At 73.4% G+C, this 22,495-nt stretch carries 22 protein-coding genes; 8 read left to right on the plus strand and 14 right to left on the minus strand.

Annotated elements, in window-relative coordinates; translation table 11 throughout:
• From G5C51_RS00780 to ppk2, 6 genes are all read left to right on the plus strand, one after another.
• Window positions 1-1,680 (plus strand): lantibiotic dehydratase (locus G5C51_RS00780; protein ID WP_206313285.1); only part of this gene is annotated, 1,680 nt, incomplete at its 5' end.
• A 97-nt stretch (window positions 1,681-1,777) separates the two neighbouring features.
• Window positions 1,778-2,005: a hypothetical protein gene (locus G5C51_RS00785; protein WP_165229782.1), complete on the plus strand. Its 228-nt coding sequence runs from the start codon at window positions 1,778-1,780 to the stop codon at window positions 2,003-2,005.
• Window positions 2,006-2,152: 147 nt separating this feature from the next.
• Window positions 2,153-3,361, plus strand: coding sequence for a lanthionine synthetase LanC family protein (locus G5C51_RS00790; RefSeq protein WP_165229785.1), 1,209 nt, complete (start codon window positions 2,153-2,155; stop codon window positions 3,359-3,361).
• 8 nt (window positions 3,362-3,369) lie between these two features.
• Window positions 3,370-5,283, plus strand: a complete 1,914-nt coding sequence (locus G5C51_RS00795; protein WP_165229788.1) for an ABC transporter ATP-binding protein — start codon at window positions 3,370-3,372, stop codon at window positions 5,281-5,283.
• Complete coding sequence (locus G5C51_RS00800) at window positions 5,276-7,132, plus strand: ABC transporter ATP-binding protein (protein ID WP_165229791.1); 1,857 nt, start codon at window positions 5,276-5,278, stop codon at window positions 7,130-7,132. The genes G5C51_RS00795 and G5C51_RS00800 overlap by 8 nt, the downstream gene beginning before the upstream one ends.
• A gap of 59 nt (window positions 7,133-7,191) precedes the next feature.
• Window positions 7,192-8,028: a polyphosphate kinase 2 gene (ppk2, locus tag G5C51_RS00805; RefSeq protein ID WP_165229794.1), complete on the plus strand. Its 837-nt coding sequence runs from the start codon at window positions 7,192-7,194 to the stop codon at window positions 8,026-8,028.
• Between the two features lie 11 nt (window positions 8,029-8,039).
• On the opposite strand, the gene G5C51_RS00810 is transcribed toward ppk2, so the two are convergent.
• The 4 genes from G5C51_RS00810 to G5C51_RS00825 all read right to left on the minus strand — a co-directional run bounded on the left by G5C51_RS00810 (window position 8,040) and on the right by G5C51_RS00825 (window position 11,184).
• Entirely contained in the window at window positions 8,040-8,858 is an 819-nt protein-coding gene (locus G5C51_RS00810) for an HAD family hydrolase (protein ID WP_165229797.1), read from the minus strand.
• 106 nt (window positions 8,859-8,964) lie between these two features.
• Window positions 8,965-9,651 (minus strand): DUF4389 domain-containing protein, encoded by a 687-nt coding sequence (locus G5C51_RS00815; protein ID WP_165229800.1) that lies wholly within the window; start codon window positions 9,649-9,651, stop codon window positions 8,965-8,967.
• A gap of 21 nt (window positions 9,652-9,672) precedes the next feature.
• Window positions 9,673-10,185, minus strand: coding sequence for a flavodoxin domain-containing protein (locus G5C51_RS00820; protein WP_165229803.1), 513 nt, complete (start codon window positions 10,183-10,185; stop codon window positions 9,673-9,675).
• Window positions 10,186-10,329: 144 nt separating this feature from the next.
• Window positions 10,330-11,184, minus strand: a complete 855-nt coding sequence (locus tag G5C51_RS00825) for a universal stress protein (protein WP_165229806.1) — start codon at window positions 11,182-11,184, stop codon at window positions 10,330-10,332.
• Window positions 11,185-11,383: 199 nt separating this feature from the next.
• Here G5C51_RS00825 and G5C51_RS00830 point away from each other — a divergent pair, with 199 nt between their 5' ends.
• Window positions 11,384-13,120 (plus strand): GAF domain-containing sensor histidine kinase, encoded by a 1,737-nt coding sequence (locus G5C51_RS00830; protein ID WP_165229809.1) that lies wholly within the window; start codon window positions 11,384-11,386, stop codon window positions 13,118-13,120.
• 6 nt (window positions 13,121-13,126) lie between these two features.
• Here G5C51_RS00830 and G5C51_RS00835 read toward each other — a convergent pair whose 3' ends face one another.
• On the minus strand, window positions 13,127-13,846 hold the full coding sequence (locus tag G5C51_RS00835; RefSeq protein ID WP_165229812.1) for a response regulator: 720 nt from the start codon (window positions 13,844-13,846) through the stop codon (window positions 13,127-13,129).
• Between the two features lie 225 nt (window positions 13,847-14,071).
• Between G5C51_RS00835 and G5C51_RS00840 the strand changes: the two genes are divergently transcribed.
• Entirely contained in the window at window positions 14,072-14,674 is a 603-nt protein-coding gene (locus G5C51_RS00840; RefSeq protein ID WP_165229815.1) for an Rv1733c family protein, read from the plus strand.
• 3 nt (window positions 14,675-14,677) lie between these two features.
• On the opposite strand, the gene hypE is transcribed toward G5C51_RS00840, so the two are convergent.
• The 9 genes from hypE to G5C51_RS00885 are packed head-to-tail and all read right to left on the minus strand — an operon-like array spanning window position 14,678 to window position 22,490.
• Window positions 14,678-15,706: a hydrogenase expression/formation protein HypE gene (hypE, locus tag G5C51_RS00845; protein WP_165229818.1), complete on the minus strand. Its 1,029-nt coding sequence runs from the start codon at window positions 15,704-15,706 to the stop codon at window positions 14,678-14,680.
• The gene (gene hypD / locus G5C51_RS00850; protein WP_165229821.1) at window positions 15,703-16,800 is read right to left on the minus strand and encodes a hydrogenase formation protein HypD; all 1,098 of its coding nucleotides are present in this window, start codon (window positions 16,798-16,800) and stop codon (window positions 15,703-15,705) included. Before hypD ends, hypE begins: the two co-directional genes overlap by 4 nt.
• The gene (locus tag G5C51_RS00855) at window positions 16,797-17,468 is read right to left on the minus strand and encodes a CBS domain-containing protein (protein WP_240929291.1); all 672 of its coding nucleotides are present in this window, start codon (window positions 17,466-17,468) and stop codon (window positions 16,797-16,799) included. Before G5C51_RS00855 ends, hypD begins: the two co-directional genes overlap by 4 nt.
• A 10-nt stretch (window positions 17,469-17,478) precedes the next feature.
• Window positions 17,479-18,807, minus strand: coding sequence for a nickel-dependent hydrogenase large subunit (locus G5C51_RS00860; protein WP_165229824.1), 1,329 nt, complete (start codon window positions 18,805-18,807; stop codon window positions 17,479-17,481).
• Window positions 18,804-19,556: an NADH-quinone oxidoreductase subunit B family protein gene (locus G5C51_RS00865; RefSeq protein WP_165229827.1), complete on the minus strand. Its 753-nt coding sequence runs from the start codon at window positions 19,554-19,556 to the stop codon at window positions 18,804-18,806. Before G5C51_RS00865 ends, G5C51_RS00860 begins: the two co-directional genes overlap by 4 nt.
• Before the next feature lies 1 nt (window position 19,557).
• Window positions 19,558-20,376 carry an FAD/NAD(P)-binding protein gene (locus G5C51_RS00870; protein WP_165229830.1) on the minus strand — a complete coding sequence of 273 codons (819 nt, stop codon included), beginning with the start codon at window positions 20,374-20,376 and terminating at the stop codon, window positions 19,558-19,560.
• Complete coding sequence (locus G5C51_RS00875; protein WP_165229833.1) at window positions 20,373-20,834, minus strand: Crp/Fnr family transcriptional regulator; 462 nt, start codon at window positions 20,832-20,834, stop codon at window positions 20,373-20,375. The genes G5C51_RS00870 and G5C51_RS00875 overlap by 4 nt, the downstream gene beginning before the upstream one ends.
• Entirely contained in the window at window positions 20,831-21,961 is a 1,131-nt protein-coding gene (locus G5C51_RS00880) for a 4Fe-4S dicluster domain-containing protein (protein ID WP_165229836.1), read from the minus strand. The genes G5C51_RS00875 and G5C51_RS00880 overlap by 4 nt, the downstream gene beginning before the upstream one ends.
• A gap of 16 nt (window positions 21,962-21,977) precedes the next feature.
• Window positions 21,978-22,490, minus strand: coding sequence for a flavodoxin domain-containing protein (locus tag G5C51_RS00885; RefSeq protein ID WP_165229839.1), 513 nt, complete (start codon window positions 22,488-22,490; stop codon window positions 21,978-21,980).
• Window positions 22,491-22,495: the final 5 nt, after the last annotated feature.

The raw sequence follows: 22,495 nt of genomic DNA on the forward strand, positions 1-22,495 counted from the left end.
CTCCTGGACCCCGACACCCGCATCGGCCTCGCGCCCCTCTCCCAGGTCGCCGGTGATCGGTTCGAGGCGATGGCGCTCACCGCCCAGGACGCCCAGCGCGGCATCGTCCTCTCACCGGTACGGGTCCGGCTGACCCCGATCGTCGAGCAGATCCGGACGGCCCTCCGCGACGGGGCATTGCCACTGCGCGCCCTGGAACAAGCGGTGCTGCCGAGCACGGCGGATCAGCGGCAGCAAGCCGCCCTGCGCCAATTCCTCGCCCACCTCGATGCCATCGGCATCCTCCAGGTGACCACACGACCGGAAGCGTCCACCCGCGCCTGGCACCCGGCCGCCGCCGCGCCGACAGCCGCGCCGGACACCACCGGCGGCGGATACCTCGACGTCTACCGACAGGTCCTCGGCGCCCCGCCCACCGCCGATCTCCGGTTGCTGGGAGCCGCATTGACGCAGTCGATGCGCCTCCAGGCGATGATCCGGGCCGACGCCCAGCCCACCCCGAGGGCCGGCGCCGGACTCTCCGCACAGGACCGGCCGCTCCTCGACATCGTGCGCGAGCACCTCGCCTCCCGCACACCCGCCTCCGGCGCCGCCACCCCCTCCACGCACCCGGAACCGGTGGGCTGGCCCCGCGCCACCACGCCCGGCTCCGGCTACGCCCGCCTGCTGGACCACCTCGCCGAACGAACCGACGCCGGCCGGACCATCGACCTCACCCCCGAACTGCTGGACCGCTTCGCCGCCCCGCCGGCGCACCTCCCCTGGCCGCTCGACTGCACCGTGCGCCCGCTGCCCGACGGCTCCGGGGCCCTCGACATCGTCGCCCCCGCCGCGGTGCTGGACGCCCGGTTCGGCTCCGCGCTGCGCCGGCTGCACGGCGGCGCGCTGCCGTCGGCGGACGCGTACCGCTCCTGGCTGCGGCGGCTGGACGCGGACAGCGGCATACGTTCGGTGGAGCTGCTGTTCCCCGCCCTGTCCCGGTACGCGGCCAATGCCGTGCGGCGCCCGCTCTACCCGTCCGCCTGGACGGGCGACCCGGACCTGGGTGCGTACTGCGACGACGGTCCCGCGACCGGCGGCTTTCTGCCGCTGGGCGAGCTCACGGCCCGCGCCGGTGAGGACGGCCGCACCGTGATCAGCCACCGCGGCGAGCCGATCCGGCCCCTCTACCACTCGGCGCGCACCGCCCCGCCGCCCTGGGACGTCGTGGCCGGGCTGCTGCTCAGCGCGTCGCCGCAGAACCACGGGTGGGTGCGGCGGCTGCGGCACCCGCTGTGCGCGCTGCCGGAACACGACTACGTACCGCGCATCACCGTCGCCGGAGTCCTGGTGCTGTCGGCCGCCCAGTGGCGGGTGCCCGTACACCGGCTGCCGTCCCCGGACGCGGGCGGGCTCGACCAGGCGCGGCAACTCCTGCGCCTGCGCGACGAGCTGGGGCTGCCGCGCTTCGTCTTCGTCTCCGCCGCGCCGGGTGCGCGGGCGCCGTTGCCCTGTGACCTGGAGAGCCTGCAGGCGCTCGGGGTGCTGCGGCGGATGGCCGGCGGTGCGGCGAAGGACCACGCCGTGGTCATCGAGGAGATGGTGCCCGCGCCCGGCGAACTCGGCGTTCGCGACCGGGCCGACCCCGCCGGATCGCCGGTGGCCGCCGAACTCATGCTCCGTATCCCGCCGGGCGGTTGACGTCCCCGCCGGCCCGGCCCCGAGACCGGCGCCCCGATCCGTATCGGCGGCGTCGTGACCCCACCGAAGACGCATGACGCATAAGGAGGTGAACACGATGACGAACGACATCATGTGGCCCGGCCAGGTTCAGCCGATCCTGCCGGAGAAGCCCGCGATCGGTCTGGACGACGTCGAGGGTCTCATCGAGCAGCTCGAGGGCCAGTTCGAGGAGTCCGAGATGCTGACCATGGGCGCGGACGCCGGCACACAGGGATGCACCAACGCAGGCGGATGCACCGGTACCTGCCCCTGTGAAAACCCGATCCTCCCGAACCCTAGCTGAGGCGCGGCAGCACTGAGGTGCTGCTGATCCGCAGCACGGCGGGCCGCCGGGGTGCTTGCACCTGACCCACGGCACCCGGCGGCCCGTCGCCGAACTTCCCCTTCCCGCACCATCCCGGCCCGTAGGCCCGTAGAGAGGCTGCCCGGCATGTCACCCGTCTCCGCCCAGCAGGCCGCGGCCCCCGCCGCGGTGTACGACACCGCCCACCACGTCCTGACCGCCTTCGCGCGCGCCATCGGCGCGGACGAGCGCGGCGCGGAGTACAGCATCGACTTCGGCCCCGCCGTCCTCGCCGCCCTGGTCGGCCAGGACCACCCACACGCAGACTCCGGTCTTGGTCCACCGGCGGAACCGGGGCCGGAGGCCAGCGCGTTCGTCGCCTGGCTGCGCACCCTGCGGGAGGGCTGCACCCACCCGGGCCTCTTCGGCTGGGGCCTGGCCGGCTATCTGCAGGGCCTGAACACCGCCCGCCCGGTCTGGCCCGCGGTGGCGGGACTCGCCGACGCGGCGCGGGCGGAGCTGAGCGACTGCGCGCACCGCTGGCGCCCGGACCGGATGGGCTGGCTCGACTACGACGTGGTGACCGGGCCCGCGGGTTCGCTCCTGGTGCTGGCTGCCGATCCCCGCAGCGCTCCCCGGGATCTGACCGCCACCACCGGCCATCTCACCCGGCTCTGCGACACGCCGGAACTGACCGCGCTCCGCGTGGGCAGGTACCGCGGCGAGGACCTGCGCGGCTTCAACTACGGCCGTATCAACACCGGCATCGCCCACGGCGCCGCCGGCGTCGCGCTCGCCCTGGCAGCGGCCGCCCGCGCGACCGGCCTCACCGCCGACCTGGGCACGGCGCTCACACGGCTCGCGACCTGGCTGCGCGGTGAGAGCCGGATCGCGCCGGGCGGCCTGATCACCTGGCCGCACGCCGGCGGCGTGGCGGAGCTGCCGCGCGGTCCGCAGGCCTGGTGTTACGGCACCCCCGGGGTGGCCTGGGCGCTGTGGGAGACGGCGGGTGTGCTCGGCGACGCGGAGCTGGCCGACTTCGCGCTGGACGCGGCCGCTTCCGTCCTGCGCTGGTACGACTCCGGCGACACCGCCGCGCCGCTCGGCCTGACCCTGTGCCACGGGGCACCGGGGCTGGCGCTGCTCTGCGATGCCTTCGACCGGTACGCGGCACTGCCGGGTGCGGGTCCGCTGCGTGACCGTCTCGTATCCGAACTGCTCGGCCGGCAGGACGAGGTGATCGCCCTCGCCGACGAGGACACGACGCTGCTCAGCGGCGCGTCCGGCGCCTGCGCGGCGCTGCTGACGCTGTACGGCGGCGACCGGGGCTGGCTGTCGGCCTTCGGGCTGCGATGAGGCGGGGGTTGCGGGGGCTGGCTCGGGCGCGATCCTCCGGTAAATCCGCGGCCGGGGGGCCGGTTTCCGACGCCGCTCCGGTCACCGCCCTGCTGCGGCTGCTGCCGACCGCGTCGGCGCGGCTGACCGGTGGGCTCGCCGCCCTGGTGCTCCTCGACGCCGCGCTGGCGCCGGCGCTGACCGTCGCCATCGGCGCGCTCGCGGGGCGGTTGCCCGCGGCCGCGGGCGCGGGGCTCGACTCGGCGGCGGGCCGGGGGGTGCTGACCGCGTTCGGCGTGCTCGCCCTGATCTACCTCGCGAACGTACTGATGGACCCGGTCATCGCCGGGACCTCGACCCGGCTCGCCCGCCGGCTCGCCGCCACCGTCTCCCGTATGACCATGCGCGGCACGCTGCGGCCTGCCGGGCAGGCGCCGCTGGACGGCCCCCGGGTCGCCGACCTGCTGATGCTCGCGCAGGGGCGCGGCACCGGCCAGCTCCCGGTCGGCCTGGCGGTCACCGCGCTGCCCCGCCTCATCGCCGTGCGTCTGGCCGGGGTTTCGGCCGCCGGGCTGCTGCTGCTCTTCGCGTGGTGGGCGCCGATCCCGCTGGTCGTCGCGTGGGTGGTGATGGGGCGGCGGCAGGACCGGGCGACGCGGCGAGCGGCCGACAGTCATGCGGGCACGACGACGGAGCTGCGCCGCGCCGAGTACCTGCGCTCGCTCGCCCTGGAGGGCGCCGCTGCCAAGGAGATCCGCGTCTTCGGCCTGGGCGAGTGGCTCGTCGAGCACTTCACCCGAGCCTGGCTGACCGGCACCCGCGAACTGGCGGGCCGCCGCCGCGCCGACGTGGGCGACCTCGCCTGCCTGGCGGGCCTGATCGCGGCGCACGCGCTGGTCCTGGTCCCACTGACCGTGGCGGCAGCCCGCGGCGACCTCTCCGTCGCCCGTACGACCATCTGCCTCCAGGCCGTCCTCGGCACGGCCTCGCTGGGCTGGCTCGGCGACCTCCAGTGGACCATCACCCGCGCCGCCGCAGCCGCCCCGGCGGCACGGCGGCTCGCCGAACTGGGGCGGGGGGCGGGCGGCTCCGGGCTGTCTCCGTTGCCGGTCGGATCCGGCCTCTCGGCGGGTCCTGTCAAGGCCCCCGCGCTTGGCGGAGCCCCCGCCCACGCCATCCGCTTCGAAGCGGTCCGCTTCCGCTACCCCGACCGGCACGCCCCCACCCTCGACCGCCTCGACCTCACCGTCCCGGCGGGCAGTTCACTCGCCCTCGTAGGTGACAACGGTGCCGGCAAGACCACCGTCATCAAGCTCCTCGCCCGCCTCTACGACCCCGCCGCAGGCCGCATCACCACCGACGGCACCGACCTGCGCGCCCTGCCCCCCGACAGCTGGCGCCGCCATATCGCCGTCGTCTTTCAGGACTTCCTCCGCTACGAGCTCTCCGCCCGCGACAACATCCGCTTCGGCGCCGTCGACGCCGCCCCCGACCGCCACGCCCTGGCCTCCGCCGCCCGCAGGGCCGGCGCCGACGCCGTCCTCGACGGCCTCCCGGACGGCTGGGACACCCCGCTCTCCCGCCGCTTCACCGGCGGCACCGACATCTCCGGCGGCCAGTGGCAGCGCATCGCCCTCGCCCGTGCGCTCTACGCGGTCGAACACGGCGCCCGCATCCTCGTACTCGACGAGCCCACCGCACATCTCGACATCCGCGCCGAAGCCGAGCTCTACGAGCAATTCCTCGACCTCACCCGCGGCCTGACCACCATCCTCGTCTCGCACCGCTTCGCCACCGTCCGCCTGGCCGACCGCATCTGCTTCCTCGACGGCGGCCGGGTCGCCGAAGAAGGCACCCACGACGAACTCCTCGCCGCCGGCGGCCGCTACGCCCGCTCCTTCAGCCTGCAGGCCGCCACGCTCACCGGAGAAGCTCATGCCTGACCCCAAGGGCCCCAAGTCCGGTGGCGCGCCCACCCTCCGCGACCAGGCCCGCGCCACCGCCCTCCTGATCACCACCGCCATCCGCGCCGACCCCCGCCGCGCCGTTCTCGTCCTGCTCCTCGCCCCGGCCGTAGGCGCCTGCACGGTCGGAGCCGCCCTCGCCATCCGCATGGCCACCGACGCCGCCGTACGACAGGACGCCGGCGCCGCCCTCCGCGCCGCGGCTCTCCTCCTCGCCGCAGTCGCCATCACGCACGCCGCCGGCACCTACGTCTCCCGCCTCCGCATCACCCTGCAGCAGCAGGTCGGCCTGCTCCTCGACCAGCGGCTGATGACCCTCACCACCGGCATCCCGAACCTCTCCCACCACGAACACCCCGCCCACCTCGACCGCATGGAACTCCTGCGCAACCAGCGCGGCCTGCTGGGCAGCGCGTTCGGCGCCCTGGTGGAGAACCTCCGCGCGGTGTGCGGCCTCGGCGCCGCCATCGCCGTACTGGCGAGCATCCACCCAGCCGCCACCGCCCTGCCGCTGTTCGCCCTGCCCGCCATCGCCGCGAGCCGCTCCGGCAGCCGCCGCATGGGCGAGGTGGACGAGCGTACGGCCGAGGCCGACCGGCTGCGCCGCAGCCTGTTCGCGCTGGCCTGCTCGCCCCAGGCGGCCGCGGAGATACGCGTCTACCGGACCGCCGCCGAGCTGCGCCGCCGCCACGACCACCTCCAGGACGAGGTCGACCGCGCCCGCGACCGGGCCCAACTGCGCGTAACGGCCCGACTGGCCGCCGGCTGGCTGGTCTTCGGCGCCGGCTTCCTCGCCGCCGTCCTGCTCGCCGTCCGCTCCGTGGCCCGCGGCACCGGCACGCCGGGCGACGTGGTGCTGACGCTCATGACCGGCGCGCAGCTGCTCGGCACCGTATCCGGCGTCATCGGCCTGGCCGGCTGGCTGCAGCAGGCGATGCGCGCGGCGGGGTACTTCCTGTGGCTGTCCGACCACGCCACGGCGCAGGAGCAGCAGCAACCACCTGACCGCGCCGTACCACTGCCCACGCCCCGCCCCGGCCACGACCTCACCCTGCACCGGCTGTCCTTCACCTACCCGGGGACCGACCGCCCCGTCCTGAAGGACCTCTCCCTCCGCATCCCGCCGGGCACCACCCTGGCCCTCGTCGGCGAGAACGGCGCGGGCAAAACCACCCTCGCGAAGCTGCTCTGCCGCATGTACGAGCCCACGTCCGGCACGCTGCGCTACGCAGGCAGGGACCTACGGTCCTGGCCCGCCGCCACCTGGCGCCAGGCCCTCACCGCCTGCTTCCAGGACTTCCAGCGCTTCGAATTCACCCTGCGCACCGCGGTCGGCATCGGCGACCTGCCCCGCGCCGACGACGCCGACGCCGTCTCCGAGGGCCTGGCCCGCGGCGGCGGCGCGGACCTCCCCGCCGACCTCCCGCACGGCCTGGACACCCAGCTCGGCCCGGCCTTCCCAGGCGGTACGGACCTCTCCGCAGGACAGTGGCAGAAGGTCGCCCTCAGCCGGGCGCTGATGCGCCACGACCCCGCCCTCCTCGTCCTCGACGAGCCCGCCGCGGGCCTCGACCCGGCCTCGGAACACGCCCTGTTCACCCGCTACACGCAAGCCGCCCGCACCTCCCGCACACCCCCCATCACCGTACTGATCTCCCACCGCTTCACCACGGTCCGCATGGCCGACCTCATCGCGGTCCTGGACGCCGGCACCATCACCGAACTCGGCACCCACGAACAACTGCTGTCAGCCGGCGGCCGCTACGCGAACCTCTACGCCCTCGGCACCCGCGGCTACGCGACAACCGACACCCCTCAGCCCCGGTAATTGCGATACGTCCCGAACTCCCAGGGCCGTTCCCCGCGCCCCGGCGGGACGATGGGCGCATGCCGAGCGCCAAGAAGAAGGTGAAGGCGGACGGGCAGCCGGATGATCGGCTGCCTCGCCGCGTCTACGAGGCCGAGCTGCTGCGCCTGCAGGTGGAGCTGGTCAAGGTCCAGGAGTGGGTGCGGGCCGAGGGGTCCCGGCTGGTGGTGGTCTTCGAGGGGCGCGACGCGGCCGGCAAAGGCAGCACGATCAAGCGTGTCAGCGAGCATCTGAATCCGCGGCTGGCCCGGATCGCCGCGCTGCCCGCCCCCACCGAGCGGGAGCGCACCCAGTGGTACTTCCAGCGCTATGCCGAACACCTCCCCGCCGCCGGTGAGATCGTCCTGTTCGACCGCAGCTGGTACAACCGGGCAGGCGTCGAGCACGTCATGGGCTTCTGCACCAAGGACGAGTACAGCCGCTTCCTGCACCAGTGCCCGATCTTCGAGCGGCTGCTGGTGGAGGACGGCATCCTGCTGCGCAAGTACTGGTTCTCGGTCAGCGACGCGGTGCAGCAGCAGCGCTTCCAGACGCGTCTGGAGGATCCGACACGGCGGTGGAAGCTGTCGCCGATGGACCTCGAGTCGATCACCCGGTGGGAGGCCTACTCACGGGCCAAGGACGAGATGTTCGTGCATACCGACACCCCCGAGGCCCCGTGGTACGTCGTCGAGAGCGACGACAAGCGCAGCGCCCGCCTCAACATGATCGCCCACCTGCTGTCCACCCTCCCGTACTACGAAGTCAGCCCGCCCGTCCTCGACATGCCGCAGCGGCCTCCCGCCTCCGGCTACGAACGCCCGCCGAGGCACCTGCAGAACTACGTCCCCGACCACGCGCGCTCACTGCGCGCGTGACGCCGCGCGCCTCAGGCGCTGCGCGACGGCGCCGGCTCGACGGCGGTCCGCGCCAGGAGCTCGCGTACGTTCCGTAGCACCAGGTGCGCCCCGGCGTGGACCAGCTTCTGCTCGAGCGCCGGTGACGGATACGCGGCGACTGCCACGACGAGACCCAGGCCGGCCCTTCTTGCCGCGGTCACCCCGGCCGGAGAGCCGAGGATCGCGGTCGTACGGGACCGGGCCACGCCCAGCCGCTCCACCGCCGCCAGCAGCAGGGGAGGGTCGGGTGGACCGTGAAATAGGCGGGTCCCGAAGAACCGGATGTCGATCACCTCGTCGGCGAGGGCCCGCCCGCCGGCCCGGGAGAGCATGTCTGCGGTCCCGCGGGCGGGGGAGACGGCGGCCACACCGATCCCGTAGCTGCGCAGCTCCCGCACCAGGCGGAAGGCACCGGGCGCGGCCAGGACGCGGTAGCGGTCGACGTAGTCCGCGAACACGCGGTCCTCGAAGGCTTGCAGGGACCGGGCCGACGACCAGCCCGGAGGTTCCACGGCCTGCCCGGGCGGAAGGTGGATGCCGCGGGCGTCGAGGAAGCCGGCCACGCCGTCGGTGCTGGTGCGCCCGGCGAAGTGCCGCCAGTAGTCCGCCACCGGGTCGAAGGGGCGGAGTAGCGCGGGGGCCGGAGGGATGAACTCCTTGAAGAAGGTGTCGAATGTCCGCTTCCAGGCGGCGGCGTGCACATGGGCGGCGAAGGTGAGGACGCTGTCGGCGTCCAGGACCGCGCCGCGCATCCCGTGCAGCCTCGGGATCAGGGCGCGACTGTCGACAAGTGCGTGCACTCTCCCCACGATGTCCTCCTCGGTCCGATGGGTGGGCGTCGGTGGTTCCAGTACAGGGACCCGTGCCAGGAGAGGGCCACGGCGGCGATCACAGCGGCGTCCAGCAGCACGCCGATCATGGCCGTGCCTCCGGTGCGGAACTCACGGTGGAGGCGGGCTCCGTGCCGCCCAGGTCCAGCCGGAAGGGCGGGTATACGTCGGTCATCAGCGCTACGTACGCCGCCACCCGCAGCACCCACCGGTTCAGCCCCAGGATCAGCTCGAACATGCCGCCTGGGTAGCGGTCGCGGAACAGCAGCGAGATCCCGGCGAAGAACGCCAGCAGGCCGATCAGTCCGCCGCCCCACCATCCGGTGTACTGGAAGCCGCCGAGGAAGAGCCCGACGACGAGGTAGTGCGGAATGGCCAGCAGCCACCACTTCACCAGCACCAGGCCGCGGGAAAGCTGCTCCGGATACGCGATGTCGAGCCGGGCCGGATAGTCCGGCTCCGCACCCAGGCTGAAGGGCGGGTACCGGTCGGTGCCCAGGGCGCCGTACGTGTAGTACGCCACCCGCCAGCTCCAGCGCAGCACGCCGAGGCTGAAGTCGAAGAGCGCCCGCGGATACCGGCCGGTGAACAGAATCGCGAAGAACGCGCCGACGCTGACTCCGAAGAAGGCGATCCACAGGAAGAACAGCACGACGTAGTGCGGAATGACGAGTATCCACTTCACCAGCCACAGCCAGCGCGAGAGCGGCTTTTCCAGCGCCGCCTCCACCCGGACCGGCCGCGGCGCACCCGCCGCAGAGATCGTAGTCATGAGGTCAGCTCCTTTTCGTCATCACGTCTGCGGAACGAGCTCCACGGCGATCCCGGCGGCCCAGGAATCGATCGCGTCCCAGTCGCGGAAGTCCCCGTACCGGCCGCCCATCAGGCGAAACCCCACGCGGCCCGCGACAGGCAGGTGTTCGCGACGCAGGACGCCGGACAGCAGCCGGTGCCCGCGTACCGACGGCAGTGCCGTGAGCCCGGCGAGGATGACCGGCTCCTCCTGAGCGGCCATCCGCCGCCACGGACCGCGCAGGGCGGCCGGCATGCCGGCGCTGAACAGCCACACCGGGCGGGCGGCCAGCAGAGCGCGATTCCGGCGCAGGAATTCCTGTGCCGGGTCGAGCCAGGCCTGGCCGTGCACCGCGCTGCCGAGCACGAAGGCGGTGTACTCCTCGGCGTTCCCGACGGCCTCCAGCGGCCGTACGTCGCAGCGCAGTCCGGCCGTGAACAGGTCCGTGCCGATCCGCTCCGCGATCCCGCGGGTCGAGCCGTGCGCTGTCGCGTAACCCACCAGCACGTCCATGGAGGTCACCTCCGGGTCGGAACCCTTATATGTCCAGCGAACGCCCGGTCCCGGCCGGGCAACAGGGTCTGCTCGTCCACGTCCGAGGACCGGTCGGCCCCCGAGAAGCGGTAGCGAGTACGGCGCCCATGTGCCCAGCCCGCCTCAGGGCCGGTCGGGGCAGCCCGAGCCGGCCGGCTCCGGCACGATGAGCACCGGGCAGTGGGCGCGCGTCAGCAGTGCCTGCACGGCCGGGGTCAGCCGGCCGCGGGGCAGGCTCCGCCGGCGCCGGGCCGTAATGACGGCTACATGGCAGCCCACGGTGGCGTCGACCAGCGTGCGCGACGACACGGCCTGCGCCGCGTGCAGCCGCTCGTCCGCACGGGACCCCGTGCGCGACCGAGCGCCGGTGCCGGCGGCGGCTGCGGGCTCGGCAGGCGGCGTGGCCGGCTGGGGGGAGGGCGGATCGGGGAAAGCCGGCAGATACGCGGGGGAGTTGACGACCCGTAGTGCGCGACGGCCGCGGGTCATCTCCTGGAAGGCATACGTCGCAGCGCCCGCGTCGCCGTCGCTCTCCACCACCAGCAGCACCTCGCCGCCCGAAGCCCCCGCGGACCCCGGCGCCACCGGCGCCCGGCCTCCGCGTACGACGAGCAGCGGACCTTGTACGCGCCTGGCCAACCGCCTCCCGACCGAGCCGACAAGCAGCCCGGGGACGCCGCCGCGACCGCGGTTGCCGACGACGGTGAGCGCCGCGTCCCGCCCGCGCCGCAGCAGCGCCAGGACGGGGTCGACCTGCATGACCGACGCGATGATCTCCAGGGTGGGGCTGCGGCCGTGCACCCGGGCCACGGCGGAGGCCAGGACCGGCACCGCCTCCTCCGCGTCGTGGACCGCACAAACGATCTCCAGCGCGGCTCCGATGGCCAGCGCCTCCGCCGCGGCGCGGTCCAGCGCCCGCACTGCCCCGACCGAACCGTCGATACCGACGACGACCCGCAGACGCTCCACCGACCCCATCGACCCCACCATCCCGCTCCGTTGACCGCTGCTTTGCATCGAGGCTGCGTCCGCGACACCGGGGCGGGCGAGGGGCCGCCCGGCTCCGCGCGCAGCCGACCGGCCTGGCGTACGGGACGGACCGGCCCACCCCGGCGGCCGTTACCTTTGAGTTCCAGCGCGTTAGAGGGCGCTCGTTCGCGGGCGGAGGGGATGGCCGATGACGCATCGTGGGGTGGAGGGCGCCGGGCAAGTGCCGCGGCTGCAACTGGACGAGCTGCTGGATGAGTTGCAGGCGCGGATCGACGATATGCGGGGCACCAGGGACCGGCTGCACAGCCTGCTCGACGCCGTGATGAGCGTTGGCCGCGACCTCGACCTCAGCCAAGTGCTCCAGCGGATCGTGGAAGCGGCGGTGCTGCTGGTCGACGCCGAGTACGGGGCCCTGGGGGTGCTCGGCGAGGACCGGCAGCAGCTCTCCCAGTTCCTGCCGATCGGGATGGACGAGGAACAGATCACCGGGATCGGCGATCTCCCCTGCGGGCGCGGCATTCTGGGCGTGCTGATCAGGCACCCCGAGCCGCTGCGCCTGCGCGAGATCTCCGAGCACCCGGACTCTTACGGCTTTCCCGCCCACCACCCGCCGATGCACTCCTTCCTCGGCGCCCCGGTCCGGGTGCGCGACGAGGTCTTCGGGAACATCTACCTGACGGAAAAGCGGGGCGCGAAGGAGTTCGACGGCGAGGACCAGGCGGTGCTGGCCACCCTCGCCACCGCCGCCGGCGTGGCGATCGAGAATGCCCGCCTGTACGAGGAGTCGCGCTGGCGGCAGCGCTGGATGGCGGCGTCGGCGGAGGTGACCAACGCCCTGCTGTCCGGCGCGGACGAGACGGCCGTGCTCGAGCTGATCGTCGAACGGGCCCGGAATCAGCTCGGCGCGGACCTGGGCGCGGTCTCGCTCCCCAATGACGACGTGGCGGACCTCACCGTGGCGCTGTCGACCGGCACCGGAGCGGAGGCCTACCGGGGAAGCCTGCTGCCGGTCGACGGTTCGCTGGCCGGACGCGCGTACGACAGCGGCGCACCGGTGCTGAGCGACGACGTGCAGAGTGAACCGTCCCGCGCGGGCCGGGCGCTGTGGGAGACCGGTATGGCCGCGGCGGTCGCGGTGCCGATGGGCACCGAGGACGGGAAGCGCGGGGTGCTGCTGCTCGCCCGCGCTCCGGGCGAGCCGCCGTTCACGTCCGAGGAGACGGCGCGGCTGCAGGGCTTCGCCGGGCAGGCGGCGCTGGCGATGGAGCTGTCGGAGCGGCGCAAGGACGCGGAGCAGCTGGCGCTGTACGCGGACCGCGACCGGATCGCCCGCGATCTGCACGACCTGGCCATCCAGCGGCTGTTCGCGTCCGGGATGACGCTGCAGAGCGCGGTGCGGCTGCAGAAGACCGCGGAGGGCGAGGAGAAGCTGCTGCGGGTGGTGCGCGACCTCGACGAGACCATCAAGATCATTCGCTCGACCATCTTCGGGCTGCGGGTGCATGAGCCGGGCCTCGCCGCGGGCGGGTTGCGGATGCGGATCCTGGAGGCGTGCGAGGCGGCGGCCGGCTCGCTGGGATTCTCCCCGGCGCTGCGTACGGAGGGGCTGCTGGACGTGAATGTCCCCCGGCACGTCGCCGGCCATGTGGTGGCGGTGCTGGGGGAGGCGCTGACGAACACCGCCCGGCATGCCCGCGCCACCTCCGCGGATGTGCGCGTGGTGGTCTCGGCCGACGAACTGACGCTGACCGTGACGGACAACGGCGTCGGCATCGCGCCGGGCGGCCGGCGCAGCGGGCTGGCCAACCTGGCCGAGCGTGCTCAAGAGTTGGGCGGGGAACTGGAAGTGGACACGTCGCCCGGCACCGGCACGCGGCTGGTGTGGCGGGTGCCGGTGGTCCAGGAGACCGGCACCCCGTCGTGACCGTGCTCAGTGGTATCGCTCCGTGCGTGCCCGCTCGTCGCCGGAGTGGTGCGGATCCGCCTGGGCGGCCAGCATCGCGGCCTGGATGCGGCGTTCGACGCCGAGTTTGGACAGCATGCGGGAGATGTGGTTCTTGACCGTCTTCTCCGACAGATAGAGCCGCTTGCCGATCTGCCGGTTGGTCATTCCTTCCCCGACGAAGACGAGGATCTCGCGTTCGCGCGGGCTGAGCGCGTCCAGCGCTTCGTTCGCCGGCTCCTGCTCGGTGGTGTCGCCGCCCCGCAGATTCTGCATCAGGCGGGCCGTGGTCGCCGGGTCGAGCATGGAGCTGCCGGCGGCCACGGTGCGTACCGCCGAGACCAGGTCGGTGCCCTGCACCTCCTTCAGTACGTATCCGGAGGCACCCGCCATGATCGCGTCGAGCAGGGCATCGTCATCGTCGAACGAGGTGAGCATCAGGCAGGCCAGGTCCGGCATCTGTGAGCGCAGCTCCCGGCAGACCGAGATGCCGTTGCCGTCCGGCAGCCGCACGTCGAGCACGGCGACGTCCGGGCGCAGCGCGGGCCCGCGGACCACCGCCTGGGCGGCGGTGCCGGCCTCGCCGACGACCGTGAGATCCGGCTCGCCGTCGAGCAGGTCCTGCAGGCCGCGGCGGACCACTTCGTGGTCGTCGAGGAGGAAGACCCGTATCGGGTTCTGGGGTGAGAACTGCCTTATTTCGGCCATATGCGAGGTTCCTCCCTGATGGGTCCTGCCCCGGTGCCGTCCGCGTACCCGGCACGTCGATGGTGCACCTACCCACCCGTCATCAGTGAGGGCCGAACGGATCTGCGGCACCGCTTTCTTGGGCCGATTCGCCCTGCCGTCAGGGCCTTTGCGGCTCTCGAAGGCCCTGGGAGCGCGTGACACGGTGCTGGGATGACCGATCCGTGACAGGCAGGGGGTACGGCGATGAGCCCGAAGGTGACGCGGTTGCTGTGGCGCTGGCGGCCGAATCCGCTCAAGCGCCGTTCCGACCGCGTGGAGGCGTGGACCGTGCTGCTCACCGGTGTGCTGCTGATCGCCGGCGGCACCGCCGTGGGCGCGGCCACGGCCTCCTTGGCGCACGGCCGGTTGATCGAGCAGCAGCAGACCCGCCGGCCGACCCAGGCGGTGCTGCTGGAGGCAGCGAAGGCGGAGCCGGCCCCCGCCGCGGTCGCGGGAGTCGACGCGAGCGGCGGCCGGGGCGACCTGGTCCGGGTCGCGGTGCGCTGGACGGATGCCGGCGGCGTTACGCACCGTGGCACAGCGCCCGTGACCGCCGGCGGGGCGGTGGGCGAGCAGGCCCGGATCTGGACCGTGGACGACGGCCGGCGCGTCGTGCCCGCCCCGCCCACGTCCGGGCAGGCCATCGCCCAGGCGATCAGCTTCGGCGTGGTCGCGGCGCTGCTCTTCGGCGTCCTGATGCTGCTGATCCGGTTGAGCGTGCAGCACCGCATCAATGAGCGACGGACACTCCTGTGGGAACGGGAGTGGGAGCGCGTCGGACCGCAGTGGAGCCGCAGGCGCACCTGAGGATCAGCAGATCCGGGGGAGTTGCTCCCCGAGCGGCATGTCGACCATGCGGCGGGCGCCGACCAGGGTGCGCATGACCACGCGGCCGGCCGGGGCGGCCTGGACCTCTCCGATGCGCACCGCGGCCGCCCCCTCGGGAAGCGAGCGAAGCTCCGTCAGCGCGGACTCCGCCGCGGTCGCGGAGACGCAGGCGAGGAAGCAGCCCTCGTTGGCGACGTGCAGCGGGTCGAGGCCGAGGATCTCGCAGGCGCCGGCGACCGGGGCGGGCACCGGCACGGCCGCCTCGTCGATCTCGACGGCGACCCGGGAATCGCGGGCGATCTCGTTGAGGGCTGCCGCCACGCCGCCGCGGGTGGGGTCGCGGAGGGTGTGGACGTGCGCGCCGATCGGGGCCAGGGCGCGTACGAGATGGTGCAGCGGCCGGGAGTCGGACGCGATGTCGCCCTCGAAGCCGAGCCCTTCGCGGGTGGAGAGCACGGCGGTTCCGTGCAGGCCGATGGGTCCTGACAGCAGCACGACATCGCCGGGATGCGCCGCGGCGGCCGAGGGGTGCAGGCCGCCGGTGCGATGGCCGATGCCGGTGGTGGTGATGAAGAGCTTGTCGGCGGCGCCGCGGCCGACGACCTTCGTGTCGCCGGTGATGACCGGCACCCCCGCCTCGCGGGCCGCCTTGCCGAAGGAGTCGAGGACGGCGCGGAGTTCGGCGGTCGGCAGGCCCTCCTCGATGATCAGCGTCGCGGCGAGCGCGACCGGCTGCGCGCCGCGCATGGCGAGGTCGTTGACGGTGCCGTGGACGGCGAGGCTGCCGATGTCCCCGCCGGGGAAGAACAGCGGGCTGACGACGAAGGAGTCGGTGCTCATCAGCAGGTCGGGGTGGCCGGGCAGCAGCGCGGCGTCCTCCAGCGGTCCTTCCGGGCCGCCGAGCGCGGGCAGCACGAGGGCGTCGAGGAGCTCGGCGGTCAGCCGGCCGCCGGCGCCGTGGCCGAGCAGGATGCGGTCGGTCTCTTCGTACGGGACGGGGCAGGCGGTCATGTCGGGCTCCTGGTCCGGCCGGCGGCGTGGAAGGCGGCGCAGGTGCCCTCGGTGGACACCATGGGGGCGCCGAGCGGGTGGCGCGGCGTGCAGCGGATGCCGTACGCGGTGCAGTCGGTGGGCAGCTTGGCCCCGGTGAGGATGGCGCCGGCGATGCAGTCGGGGTCCTCGGCCGTGTGCAGCCCGGCCGTATCGAAGCGGCGGGCCGCGTCGAAGTGCGCGTAGCGGGGGCTGAGTTCGAGGCCGCTGGCGGGCAGCTCGCCGATGCCGCGCCAGGCGCGGCCGGTGATGCGGAAGACGGTGCCGATGACCTGCTGGGCCGTGGTGTTGCCGGAGCGGTGGACGGCGCGCACGTACTGGTTCTCCACCGCGGCGCGGCCGGACTCGAGCTGCTGGACCGCCATCAGGATGCCTTCGAGGAGGTCGAGCGGCTCGAAGCCGGTGACGACGATCGGCACCCGGTAGCGGGCGGCGATCGGCTCGTATTCGGTCCAGCCCATCACCGTGCAGACGTGACCGGCCGCGAGGAAGGCCTGCACCTCGCAGTCCGGGTCGTCCAGCAGCGCGGTCATGGCGGGTGGCACGAGGACATGGCTGACGAGCAGCGAGAAGTTCTCAAGGCCGAGGCGGTCGGCCTGCAGCACGGCCATGGCGTTGGCCGGGGCGGTGGTCTCGAAGCCGACGGCGAGGAAGACCACCTGCCGGTCCGGGTGTTCGGCGGCCAGCCGCACCGCGTCCATCGGGGTGTAGACGGCGCGCACGTCGGCACCGCGGGCGCGCAGTGACAGCAGGTCCGTACGCGAGCCGGGGACGCGCAGCATGTCGCCGAAGCTGGCGAACGTCACCTCGGGCCTGCCCGCGATGGCCATCGCCTGGTCCAGGGTCTCCAGCGGCGTGACGCACACCGGGCAGCCGGGGCCGTGGATCATGCGTATCCCGGCGGGCAGCAGCTCGTCGATGCCCTGACGGACCAGGGTGTGGGTCTGGCCGCCGCACACCTCCATCAGCCGCCAGGGCCGGGTGGCGGTGGCGTGCAGCTGGTCGAGCAGGCGGCGGGCCAGGGCCGGGTCGCGGTATTCGTCGAGATACTTCACCGATCCGCGGCCTCCGGCGCGGCGGGGCGGGTGACGTCCCAGCGGATGTCCACGATCCCCTCGACGGACCGGGCGAGCCGGGACGCGACCGGTACGAGGGAGGTGTTGCGGACGTCGCCGGTGAAGGTGACGATGCCCTCCGCCACCCGGGCCTCGACCGGCGGCGGGTCGCCGGGGAAGAGGACCTCGACGACGTCGCGGCGTATCTCTTCGGCGAGGTCGTCGTCCGGACGCAGGAAGACCTTCAGCAGGTCGCTGCGGCTGATGATGCCGGCCAGCATGCCCTGGGCATCGATCACCGGCAGCCGCTTGACCCGCTTCAGCGCCATGGTGCGGGCGGCCTCGGCGAGGATGGCGTCGGCGTGGATGCAGATCGCGGGGGACGTCATCACCTCACCGGCGGTCACGCCGCCGGCCTTCACCAGGTCGTTCAGGCGCCGCAGTTGCTCGAACCGGGTCGGGTCGCCGTCGCGGAACTCCTCCTTGGGCAGCAGGTCGGCCTCGGAGACGACGCCGATGACCCGGCCCTCGCCGGCCACCACCGGTACGGCGCTGACCTTCCACTCCTCCAGGGTCCTGACGATCTCCTTGAACTGCGCGTCCTGCCCGACGGCGATGACGGTGTGGGTCATCACGTCGCTCACAGTGTGGAGGGCGGGCTCGGTCATGGCGGACTCCTCAGGTGCGCTCGACCGTGAGGTCGAGGAAATGGGTGGAACAGGAGATGCACGGGTCGTGGTTGCGGATGGCGCGCTCGCACAGCGCGGTCAGGGCCGCGTCGCCCGGGTCGCCGGCGTCCAGTTCCCGCTGCACCAGGCGGCGCAGGTCGAGTTCGATGGCCGCCTGGTTCTGCGCGGTCGGGGGGACGAGGCGGGCGTCGGCGACGGTGCCGTCCGCGGTGAGCCGGTAGCGGTGGTAGAGCACGCCGCGGGGCGCCTCGGTGGCGCCGTGGCCGGTGCCCGCGCGTGGTGGTACGTCCAGGTGGGCCGCGGCGGGCGGCTCGTACGCCTCGATGATGCGCAGCGCCTCGTCCACGGCGTACAGCGTCTCCACGGCGCGCACCACGACCGAACGGAAGGGATTGCGGCAGGCCACCCCCTCCCACGGATCGCCAAGACCGGCCTCGAGTGCGGCGCGGCGGGCAAGCGGGGACAGCCAGCGGCCGCTGAGCGTGTAACGGGCGAGCGGCCCCGTCAGATACGGCGAGCCGTCGATCGAGGCGTGCAGGGCGGTGGAGTGCGGGACTTGGTGCTCCACGACCTCGGCCGTGAAGGCGTGCACCGGGAACTGGCGCAGCCGCTCACCGGCGAGAAGGGTGGGGGTGCCGCCGTCGATGGCGTACCGGCCGGGCTCGGCCAGCGCCAGCAGCGGCACCTCGACCTCCGCCTCCGGAAAGTCGAAGCCGGCCACCCAGCGGACGGTCTCCCACGCGTCGTCACGGGCGTGCCGCAGCTGTTCGGCGAGCGGCCGCAGCTCGGCCCGCGTGGGCACCCGGTAGAAGCCGCCGAGGCGGACGTTGACCGGGTGGATGGCGCGGCCGCCGAGCAGTTCCATCAGGGCATTGCCGGCCTGCTTGAGCCGCAGCCCGCGCTCGACCACATTCCGGTGCGAGCGGGCGAGTTCGATGGCGCTCGCGGCGCCCAGGAAGTCCGGGGCGTGCAGCAGATAGATGTGCAGGGCGTGGCTCTCGATCCACTCGCCGCAGTACAGCAGCCTGCGCAGCGCCGCCAGTTGCCCGCCGACCGTGACACCGCAGGCGTCCTCCAGCGCCGCGCAGGCGCTCATCTGGTACGCGACCGGGCAGATGCCGCACACCCGGGCGGTGATGTCCGGCGGCTCGGTGTGGGCCCGGCCGCGCAGGAACGCCTCGAAGAAGCGCGGCGGTTCATAGATCTGCAGCCGGGCCTCCTCGACCTTCTGCTCGTGGACGCGCAGGTGCAGCGCCCCCTCTCCCTCGACCCGGGCGAGGGAGCCGACGTGCAGGACGCGGGATCCGCGGTGGGTCACGAGCCGGCCTCCTTCGCGAACGCGGTGGCGTTGAAGGTGCGCAGGAACCGCTCCGTATCGCGGTCGTCCATGCCGTCGCGGCGCAGCAGCGGGATGAGCGCGGGCAGATTGACCGTCCCCGCCGGCCCGAAGCAGCCGTAGCAGCCGCGCCCGTACGCCGGGCAGATCGCGCCGCAGCCGGCGTGCGTGACCGGGCCGAGGCAGGGGGTGCCGTGGGCGACGGTGACGCACACGGTGCCGCGCTGCTTGCAGGCGAAGCACACGCTGTGGTCCGGGATCTGCGGCTTGCGCCCGGCCAGGAAGGCGGTGATCACTTCGAGCAGCTGGCCGCGGTCGATCGGGCAGCCGCGCAGCTCGAAGTCCACATCCACGTGCGCCGATACCGGCGTCGAGGTGGCGAGGGTGTCGATGTAGTCGGGGCGCGCATAGACCACGGAGCGGAATTCGGCGACGTCGGCGAAGTTGCGCAGCGCCTGGATGCCGCCCGCGGTCGCACACGCCCCGATGGTGACCAGGTGCTTCGACTCGGCGCGGATGCGCCGGATGCGCTCGGCGTCCGCGGCGGTGGTGACCGAGCCTTCGACCAGCGTGAGGTCGTACGGGCCCGGCCCGACCGCGCTCGACGCCTCCAGGAAGTGCGCGATGTCCACCTTGCCCGCCAGCGTGAGGAGTTCGTCCTCGCAGTCGAGCAGGGTGAGCTGGCAGCCGTCGCAGGAGGCCAGCTTGAAGACGGCGAGCTTCGGTGTCATGTCACAGCTCCCTTACGGCGAGCAGCGGTGCCACCCGGTCGTAACCGGCGACCGGCCCGTCCCGGCACAGCAGCAGCGGCCCGAGCTGGCAGTGGCCGCAATGACCGGTGGCGCAGCGCATGTTGCGCTCCAGCGACACCCGGATGCGGTCGGCCGGCACGCCCCGGTGCCGCAGGTCGCGCGCGGTGGCGCGGATCATCGCCTCGGGCCCGCAGACGAAAGCCGTGGTCTCCCCGGGCGCGAAGTCGGCCCGGTTCAGCAGCTGCGTGACCATCCCCACCGAGCCGAGCCAGCCGTGTCCCGGCCGGTCGACGGTGACGGCAACGTGCGCGGGCGCGGCGTCCGCGAGACAGCGCAGCTCATCGGCGTACAAGAGGTCGTCGGGTGTGCGGGCGCCGGCCAGGAGGTTCAGGCGCCGGTAGCGGCCGGCGCCGGCGAGCGCCGCGCGGATCAGCGGGCGCAGCGGCGCGAGGCCGATGCCGCCCGCGACCACGAGCACGTCGCCGCCGGCCGCCCGCTCCAGCTCCCACCCGGTGCCGAACGGCCCGCGCAGGCCCAGCTCCTGCCCCTCCGCGGCCGCGCACACGGCAGCGGACACCGCGCCCACCGCGCGCACCGTATGCGCCAGCCGGTGCCGGTGATCCAGGATGCCGCTCACCGACACCGGGATCTCCCCGACGCCGAAGGCGTAGATCATCGCGAACTGGCCGGGCCGGAACGGCGGCAGCGCCCGGGCCACCGGCTCCACGACCAGCGTCGTGGTGTCGGTGGTCTCCTGGCTGCGCCGCACCACCTGATACGGCACCGGCACCTCGGTCATGATCCTGGCCCGCTGCCGTACGGTCCGTAGAGGTCGAGCAGCCGGGTGCGGGCGGAGACCAGCCGGTGGCCGATGATCTCGGCGACCCGGCGGGCCACCGCCCGCCCGAGCACCGGGTCGGCCTCGCACAGGGCCCGTATCACGGTGGCGTCGAACTCCAGCGCCCGCACCGGGCTCTGCGCTTCGGCGCCCAGGTGCCACTGGTAGGGCGGGAACAGCCAGGACCAGCCGACCAGATCGCCGGAGCCGAGGGTCTCGATGGTGGCCGAGCGGCGGCCGGGGACGTGCAGGTCGAGGACGATGGAGCCGGTGCGGATGATCCAGAAGCGGTCGGCGCGCTGCCCTTCGCTGAAGATGCGGTCGCCGGCGCCGAAGCTCACTTCCTTCGCGGTGGTCAGCAGCCGGTCACGGCTCTGCGGATCGAGCGTGCCGAGCAGGCTGGTGGTTGTCTTGATCATGATGTGGCCTCCTCGGCGAGTGCCGCGACTTCCTCGGTGATGTCGATGCCTACGGGGCACCAGACCAGGCACCGGCCGCAGCCCACACAGCCGGAGCTGCCGAACTGCTCGTGCCAGGTGCCGAGTTTGTGGGTGAGCCACTGCCGGTAGCGGCTGCGCGTCGAGGAGCGCACCGGGCCGCCGTGCAGCAGCGAGAAATCCAGGTCGAAGCAGGTGTCCCAGCTCTGCCACCGCTCGGCGTGGTCGCCGGTGAGGTCGGTGATCTCCTCGGTGGTGGTGCAGAAGCACGTGGGGCAGACCAGCGTGCAGTTGCCGCAGGACAGACAGCGGGCGGCGACGTCGTCCCAGCGCTCGGCGTCGAGGCTGTCGCCCATGAGGGCGCGCAGATCCATGGGCGGCATCGCGCGGCCCATGTGCTCGGCCGCCGCCGCGACGGTGGTACGGGCCGTGGTGACCGTCGCTTCGTCGGCTCGGTCGGTGCTCAGCTCGGCGAGTACCTCGGCACCCTCCGGGCTCCCGGCCCGGATCAGGAAGCGATGGCCGTCGTCGTCCAGCACCTCCGTGAGCGCGAGGTCGTAACCCGCCTCGACGCCAGGACCCGACCCCATCGACACGCAGAAGCAGGTGCCGCCCGGCTCGGTGCACTCGAGCGCGATCAGGAAGGCGCCGGAGCGCCGCGTCCGGTAGCCGTCATCGGCGAAATGGCCGCCGGCCAGCACGCGGTCCTGGATGGCGATCGCGCGCAGGTCGCACGGCCGGACGCCGAGGAACGCGTACGCGGGCTGCTCGGGCCGGTCAGGGACGATGGTCAACTGCCCGTCCGGGTCCCGGTCGGCGCTCCACTGCCTCTCGCGCGCGGGGTGCAGGAAGGTCTTCCACGACTGCGGACCGGCGCTGTGCGCGAAGCCGGCCTCGTCGTCCCTGCGGCGCAGCCGGTACCGGCCGGCCTCCAGCTCGGTGCCCCAGCCCCAGGGGAGCTGGTCGGCGGAGTCCAGCTCGGCGAGCACGATGGCGCCGTCGCGCACGGTGGGGCCGACGACGGTTCGGCCGCGGCCGGCCAGCACCCGCACGAGGGCGGCCAGACCGGCGCGGTCGAGGACCGCCGGTGTGGTGTCGTAGTCGGCCATCGTTCCCCCTCCCTCGCTACCCGGCCGCCGGTTCGCGGGCGAGCTCCGCGGCGATGCGCCGCGCCCAGGCGCGGATCTGATCGCGGTCGCGGAAGTCCCCGCCCTTGCCGGACTTGACGAGCTGCCGCGCGACCCAGCCGCGGGCGGTCTCGTCCAACTTGCCGCCGAAGACGACGTGTTCCCGGGCGCCGAGCCGTTCGGCGAGACGTGTCGCCGTCGGCGGGGCGGGAGCGTCGCCCTCGGACGCCGTGGCGTCGAGCGGGCCGCTGCTGAACAGCCACACCGGCATCTCGGACAGCGCTGTCCGGTGCCGGCGGGCGAAGCGGACGGCGTCGCGCTGCCAGCGTCCGGCATATACACCGGCGCCGAGCACCACGGCGTCGTAGGGGCGCAGGTCGCGCACCTCGGCGGCCGGGCGGACCGCAGCCGTGGCGTCGCATGCGTCGAGTTCCTGCCCGAGCCAGTCGGCGATCTCGGCGGTGGAGCCGAACTTGGTGCCGTAGGCGACGAGCACACGTGGGCTGTTCATCTCGG

The sequence above is a fragment of the Streptomyces coryli genome, assembly GCF_011044975.1.
GTDB lineage: Bacteria > Actinomycetota > Actinomycetes > Streptomycetales > Streptomycetaceae > Streptomyces > Streptomyces coryli.